This window comes from Inquilinus ginsengisoli (assembly GCF_031453975.1).
In the GTDB taxonomy this organism is placed as follows: Bacteria; Pseudomonadota; Alphaproteobacteria; order DSM-16000; family Inquilinaceae; genus Inquilinus; species Inquilinus ginsengisoli_A.
In genome coordinates this window covers 86,098-92,640 of sequence record NZ_JAVDPW010000018.1, presented here as the reverse complement: position 1 = coordinate 92,640, position 6,543 = coordinate 86,098, and the positions used below count along the sequence as shown (strand labels likewise).

Sequence of the window (6,543 nt, the reverse complement as noted above, 5' to 3'; positions counted from 1 at the left end):
CCGCCTCATTCCATTCCTGTCATGCCAGGGCTCGACCGTGGCATCCAGGGGCAGCCAGAGCGGTTCTCCGTGGCCCCTGGATTGCCCGGTCAAGCCGGGCAATGACAGGAAGGGGACAGGGCAGAAGCAAGGCAACCCATTCGGCGCCTGACGCCGCAAACCGTTTCCTCCCGACTGGGCCGTGTCACCGCGTGGCACGGCCATTTTTTTGCGTTGCAACATAAAATTCCGCGAACCGGTCATCAAAAAGAAGTTCGCATCGTCTTTCTCGGCTTGCCGGACCGATTCTTCTGGTATACAAAATTCTAAATTCAGTCGACCAAAGAGCCTCAAGGCCGGTCGCGCGATCTGGGACGGAACGCATGCTGGTGGATGGGGTGACGCTCGATGTCGCGCCGCTGGCCGAGAAGGCCAGCTACAAGGCCAAGGCCTATCAGGCCCTGCGCGACGCCATCGTGCGCATGAACATCTACGGCCACAGCCGCCCGATCCGGATCGACGAGCGGCAGCTGTGCGAGGCGCTCGGCATCAGCCGGACGCCGGTGCGCGAAGCCATCGCGCTGCTGGAGCAGGAGGGCCTGGTCCGGTCGATGCCGCGGCGCGGGGTGTTCGTGGTCCGCAAGACCAAGGACGAGATCCGCGAGCTGATCATCGTCTGGGCCGCGCTGGAGGGCATGGCCGCCCGGCTCGCCGCCGGCCAGGCCACGCCGGCCGAGATCCACGGCCTGCGGGCGATGATCGCGGGCCAGGCCGCCGACGCCGAGTCACCCGACCGCTTCGCGGCGGCCAACATCGATTTCCATCAGGCGCTGATCCGCCTCGGCGGCTGCGCCCTGATCACCGAGATGACCGAGACCCTGTTCCTGCACATCCGCGCCATCCGCTGGACCCTGATCGGCCGGCCGGAGCGGGCCGAGCGGTCGGTGGCGGACCACGCCACCATCGTCGAGGCGCTGGCGCGGCGCGACGGGGATCTCGCCGAGACGCTGGTCCGAAATCATGCCCTCGACCTGTCGCGGTCGATCGAGCGGCACGGACACGGCTTCGAATGACCGCGCCGGGGCCAAAAGGCACCGCGCATCCTAAGGCTGGTGAAGGGAGCAGGCTCAAATGCCCGATACTGCAGTGAAGGAAGCCGCCACGACGGAGGAGGTCATCTCCGGCGGGCACCTCGTGGCCAAGGCCCTCAAGGCCGAGGGGATCGATACCATCTTCACCCTGTGCGGTGGCCATATCATCGACATCTATGATGGCTGCCTGGACGAGGGCATCCGCATCATCGATGTCCGGCACGAGCAGGTCGCGGCCCATGCCGCCGACGGCTATGCCCGCGTCACCGGCAAGCCTGGCTGCGCCGTGGTCACCGCCGGCCCCGGCACCACCGACGCCATCACCGGCGTCGCCAACGCCTTCCGCGCCGAAAGCCCGTTCCTGCTGATCGGCGGCCAGGGCGCGCTCGACCAGCACAAGATGGGGTCGCTGCAGGACCTGCCGCATGTCGACATGATGCGGTCGATCACCAAGTTCGCCGCCAATGTGGTGACCACCGAACGCGTCGCCGACATGTGCTCGATGGCCTTCCGCGAGGCCTTCGCCGGCGCCCCCGGCCCGGTCTATCTCGAGATCGGCCGCGACATCCTCGACGGCCATGTCCCGGTCAAGAAGGCGGTGTTCCCGAAGGCCGGCCAGTACCGCTGGTCAACCAAGAGCATCGGCGACCCGCGCGACATCGAGAAGCTGGCCGACATCCTGGTCCACGCCAAGAAGCCCTGCGTGCTGCTGGGCCAGCAGGTCTGGACCTGCCGGGCGGCCGAGGACGCGATCAACTTCGTCCGCACCCTCAACATCCCGGCCTTCATGAACGGTGCTGGCCGCGGCACCCTGCCGCCGGGCGACCCGCACCACTTCCAGCAGACCCGGCGCTACGCCTTCGACAACGCCGATGTGATCCTGATCGTCGGCACGCCCTTCGACTTCCGCATGGGCTACGGCAAGCGCCTCGGCCGCAACGCCACGGTGGTGCAGATCGACCTCGACTACCGCACCGTCGGCAAGAACCGCGACGTCTCGCTCGGCCTGGTCGGCGATTGCGGCGCCATCTTCGCCGCGGTCACCCAGGCCACCTCCGGCCGGGTCGACAACGGCGCCAAGGGCCGCGAGAGCTGGCTCGAGGAGCTGCGGGTCGAGGAGGCGAAGATGGAGGCGGCCCGGCTGCCGAAGCTGCGGTCCGACGCCTCGCCGATCCACCCGCTGCGCCTGGCCTATGAGCTGAACGAGTTCCTGACCGAGAACACCGTCTATATCGGCGACGGCGGCGACGTCGTCACCTTCTCCGGCGGCGTGGTCAAGCCGCGTGCCCCCGGCCATTGGATGGATCCGGGTCCGCTCGGCACCCTCGGCGTCGGCGTGCCCTTCGCCATGGCGTCGAAGGTGGCGCAGCCGGAGAAGGAGGTGCTCTGCCTGTTCGGCGACGGCACCTTCAGCCTGACCGGCTGGGACTTCGAGACCATGGTGCGGTTCGACCTGCCCTTCATCGGCGTGGTCGGCAACAACTCGCACATGAACCAGATCCGCTACGGCCAGATCCAGAAATACGGGCCGGAGAAGGGCAATGTCGGCAACAAGCTTGGCGACGTCCAGTACTCGAAGTTCGCCCAGATGCTGGGCGGCTATGGCGAGGAGGTCCATGAGGCCAGCCAGATCCGCCCGGCGCTGGAGCGCGCCCGGGAATCGGGCAAGCCGTCGCTGATCAATGTGTGGATCGACCCCGACGCCTACGCCCCGGGGACCATGAACCAGACCATGTACAAGTAGCCGGGTCGCGGGCGCGGGCCATAGAAGTCCGCCCGCGTCCGCCCCTTCGCCGCCAAGAAACACGGGAGAGAGACCATGGGTAAGGCCCTGGATGGGGTGCGCGTTCTCGACATGACCCACGTGCAGTCGGGACCCTCGGCGACGCAGATCCTGGCGTGGTTCGGGGCCGATGTGATCAAGGTGGAGATGCCGGGACGCGGCGACATCACCCGCTCGCAGCTGCGCGACAAGTCGAATGTCGACAGCCTCTATTTCACGATGCTGAACAGCAACAAGCGCAGCATCACCATCAACATGAAGTCGCCGCAGGGCCAGGATGCCTTCATCAAGCTGCTCGAGCAGTCCGACGTGCTGATCGAGAATTTCGGCCCCGGCGTGCTCGACCGGCAGGGCTTTCCGTGGGAGCGGATCCAGGAGATCAACCCGCGTGTCATCTACGCCTCGGTCAAGGGCTTCGGCCCCGGCCCCTATGTCGACTGCAAGGCCTATGAGACGGTGGCCCAGGCGATGGGCGGGTCGATGAGCACCACCGGCTGGCTCGACGGCCCGCCGACCTCGACCGGCGCGCAGATCGGCGACAGCGGCACCGGCATGCACCTGGTCGCCGGCGTGCTGGCGGCGCTGCTGCAGCGGACCCAGACCGGCAAGGGCCAGCGGGTCGAGGTGGCGATGCAGGACTGCGTCCTCAACCTTGTCCGGGTCAAGATGCGCGACCAGCAGCGCCTCGGCCACGGCCCCTTGCGGGAATATCCGAATGCCGAGTTCGGCGAGGCCGTGCCGCGCTCCGGCAACGCGTCCGGCGGCGGCCAGCCCGGCCAGGCGCTGGTTTGCGCCCCCGGCGGCGAGAACGACTACGCCTATGTCATCATCCAGCCGCAGGGCTGGGCGCCGCTGATGCGCCTGGTCGGCCGCGAGGAGCTGATCGAGGATCCGGCCTATGCCACGCCGGAGGCGCGGCTGAGCCATCTGCCGGATTGCTTCGGCATCATCCAGGCCTGGACCAGCCGGCGCAGCAAGATCGAGGTGATGCAGGCGCTGAACGAGATCGACGTGCCCTGCGGCCCGATCCTGAGCATGAAGGACCTGATCGACGACCGCTCGATGTACGACCGCGGCATGCTGGTCGAGGTGCCGCACCCGGAGCGCGGCAACTACATCCAGGTCGCCTCGCCGATCCGCCTGTCCGACAACGACGTGCCGGTCGAACGCTCGCCGCTGCTGGGCGAGCACACCGAGGAGATCCTGGCCTCGGTCGGCTTCGACGCCGACGCTATCGCCGCGATGCGCACCGCCGGCGCGATTTGAGGAAGGCCTATTGCGTGACCTCTCCCGCCTGGCGGGAGAGGTCGGGCGTCCGCAGGACGACCGGGTGAGGGCTGGCCCAGGCCTCGACAAAATCCCCTCACCCGGAGCCGCTTCGCGTCTCCGACCTCTCCCGCAAGCGGGAGAGGCACTACGAGAAACGACCGATTGATCCGACGGCGCTGCCGTCGACCTGAACCGATTTCGACACCCGACCGGGCAGCCTCAGGTGGGTCCGGTCCTCCCCCACATCCTTTGCTGAGCGAGGACCGCCATGAATGGCCATGTTGACGTCCTGGACGATGCCAGGACGATCGCCCGCAGCATCCTGGAAGTCGTCAAGCGCGAGGGGCGCACCAGCCTGACCGCGCCCGAGGCGCGCGAGCTGTGCGAAGCCTGGCGCATTCCGATCCCGAAGGAGGCGCTGGCGACCACCGCCGACGAGGCCGCCGCCCAGGCCCAGGCGATCGGCTTCCCGGTCGTGCTCAAGATCGTGTCGCCGCAGATCCTGCACAAGACCGAGGCCGGCGGCGTGCTGGTCGGGGTCAAGACCGCCGACGACGTCCGCGCCGGCTTCAAGCGCATCGTCGAGAGCGCCGGCCGCTACGATTCGAAGGCCGAGATCCTCGGCGTCCAGGTCCAGCAGATGCTGGTCGGCGGGCAGGAGGTGATCGTCGGCGCGGTCACCGACCCGAGCTTCGGCAAGCTGGTCGCCTTCGGCCTCGGCGGCGTGCTGGTCGAGGTGCTGAAGGACATCACCTTCCGCCTCGCCCCGGTCGACCGCACCGAGGCGCTGTCGATGCTCGACGGCATCCAGGCCGCCGCGATCCTGAAGGGCGTGCGCGGCGCGGCGCCGGTCGACCGCGAGGCGCTGTCCGACCTGATCGTCAAGGTCTCGCAGCTGGTGGATGCGGTGCCGGAGATCGTCGAGCTCGACCTCAACCCGGTGTTCGCCCGCACCGACGGCGCCATCGCCGCCGATGTCCGCGTCGTCGTCGACTTCGAGCCGAAGGAGGCCCGGCCGCGGCCGTCGAGCGACGAGATCCTGGCCAAGATGAACCGGATCATGCGGCCCGACGCGGTCGCGGTGATCGGCGCCTCGGCCGAGGACGGCAAGATCGGCAATTCGGTGATGAAGAACCTGATCAACGGCGGCTACAAGGGCGCGATCTACCCGATCCACCCCAAGGCCGACGAGATCCTGGGGCTGAAGGCCTACAAGAGCGTCAAGGATGTGCCCGGCGCCATCGACATCGCGGTCTTCGCCATCCCGGCCAAATTCGTGCCCCAGGCGCTGACCGAGGTCGGCGAGAAGAAGATCTCCGGCGCGATCCTGATCCCCTCCGGCTTCGCCGAGACCGGCGACCATGAGGCGCAGGAAGAGATCGTCGCCATCGGCCGCAAATACGACGTCCGGCTGATGGGCCCGAACATCTACGGCTTCTACTACACGCCGAAGAACCTGTGCGCGACCTTCTGCACGCCGTTCGACGTCAAGGGCCGCGCGGCCCTGTCGTCCCAGTCGGGCGGCATCGGCATGGCGATCATCGGCTTCAGCCGGTCGACCAAGATGGGCGTCTCGGCGATCGTCGGCCTGGGCAACAAGTCCGACATCGACGAGGACGACCTGCTGACCTTCTTCGAGCAGGACGATGCGACCGACGTCATCGCCATGCACCTGGAGGACCTGAAGGACGGCCGGGCCTTCGCCGACGTCGCCAAGGTGGTGTCGAAGAAGAAGCCGGTGGTGGTGTTGAAGGCCGGGCGCACCTCGCTCGGGGCGCGGGCGGCCAGCTCGCACACCGGCGCGCTCGCCGGCAACGACAAGGTCTATGACGACGTGCTGCGCCAGTCCGGCGTGATCCGGGCGAAGAGCCTGCAGGACCTGCTGCAGTTCGCCCGGGGCATCCCGGTGCTGCCGACGCCGAAGGGCGAGAACGTGGTCATCATCACCGGCGCCGGCGGCTCGGGCGTGCTGCTGTCCGACGCCTGCGTCGACAACGACCTGTCGCTGATGGCGATGCCGGCGGATCTCGACGCCGCCTTCCGCAAGTTCATCCCGCCCTTCGGTGCCGCCGGCAACCCGGTCGACATCACCGGCGGCGAACCGCCGACCACCTACCGCAACACCGTCAAGCTGGGGCTGGAGGATGACCGCATCCACGCGCTGATCCTCGGCTACTGGCACACCATCATCACCCCGCCGATGGTGTTCGCGAAGGTGATTACCGAGGTGGTGGACGAGATGCGGGCCAAGGGCATCAACAAGCCGATCGTGGCCTCGCTGGCCGGCGACGTCGAGGTCGAGGAGGCGGCGCAGTACCTCTACGACCACGGCATCGTCGCCTACCCGTACTCGACCGAGACCCCGGTCGCGGTGCTGGGCGCGAAGTACCGCTGGGCCCGCGGCGCCGGGCTGCTGTGATC

At 67.9% G+C, this 6,543-nt stretch carries 4 protein-coding genes; all 4 read left to right on the top strand.

Annotated features, from left to right (window positions below; translation table 11 throughout):
- The first annotated feature begins 362 nt into the window (after positions 1-362).
- The 4 genes from E9232_RS34355 (at position 363) to E9232_RS34340 (ending at position 6,541) form a co-directional block, all read left to right on the top strand.
- Positions 363-1,052: a GntR family transcriptional regulator gene (locus E9232_RS34355; protein ID WP_309801843.1), complete on the top strand. Its 690-nt coding sequence runs from the start codon at positions 363-365 to the stop codon at positions 1,050-1,052.
- Between the two features lie 58 nt (positions 1,053-1,110).
- Positions 1,111-2,814, top strand: coding sequence for a thiamine pyrophosphate-binding protein (locus E9232_RS34350; RefSeq protein ID WP_309801842.1), 1,704 nt, complete (start codon positions 1,111-1,113; stop codon positions 2,812-2,814).
- 75 nt (positions 2,815-2,889) lie between these two features.
- Complete coding sequence (gene frc / locus E9232_RS34345; RefSeq protein ID WP_309801841.1) at positions 2,890-4,119, top strand: formyl-CoA transferase; 1,230 nt, start codon at positions 2,890-2,892, stop codon at positions 4,117-4,119.
- A 271-nt stretch (positions 4,120-4,390) separates the two neighbouring features.
- Positions 4,391-6,541, top strand: coding sequence for an acetate--CoA ligase family protein (locus E9232_RS34340; RefSeq protein WP_309801839.1), 2,151 nt, complete (start codon positions 4,391-4,393; stop codon positions 6,539-6,541).
- Positions 6,542-6,543 lie beyond the last annotated feature (2 nt).

Bases quoted from the DNA above. Each gene is read 5' to 3' on its own strand.
- frc (WP_309801841.1), top strand. From the start codon at position 2,890: ATGGGTAAGGCCCTGGATGGGGTGCGCGTTCTCGACATGACCCACGTG.
- E9232_RS34350 (WP_309801842.1), top strand. From the start codon at position 1,111: ATGCCCGATACTGCAGTGAAGGAAGCCGCCACGACGGAGGAGGTCATC.
- E9232_RS34355 (WP_309801843.1), top strand. From the start codon at position 363: ATGCTGGTGGATGGGGTGACGCTCGATGTCGCGCCGCTGGCCGAGAAG.
- E9232_RS34340 (WP_309801839.1), top strand. From the start codon at position 4,391: ATGAATGGCCATGTTGACGTCCTGGACGATGCCAGGACGATCGCCCGC.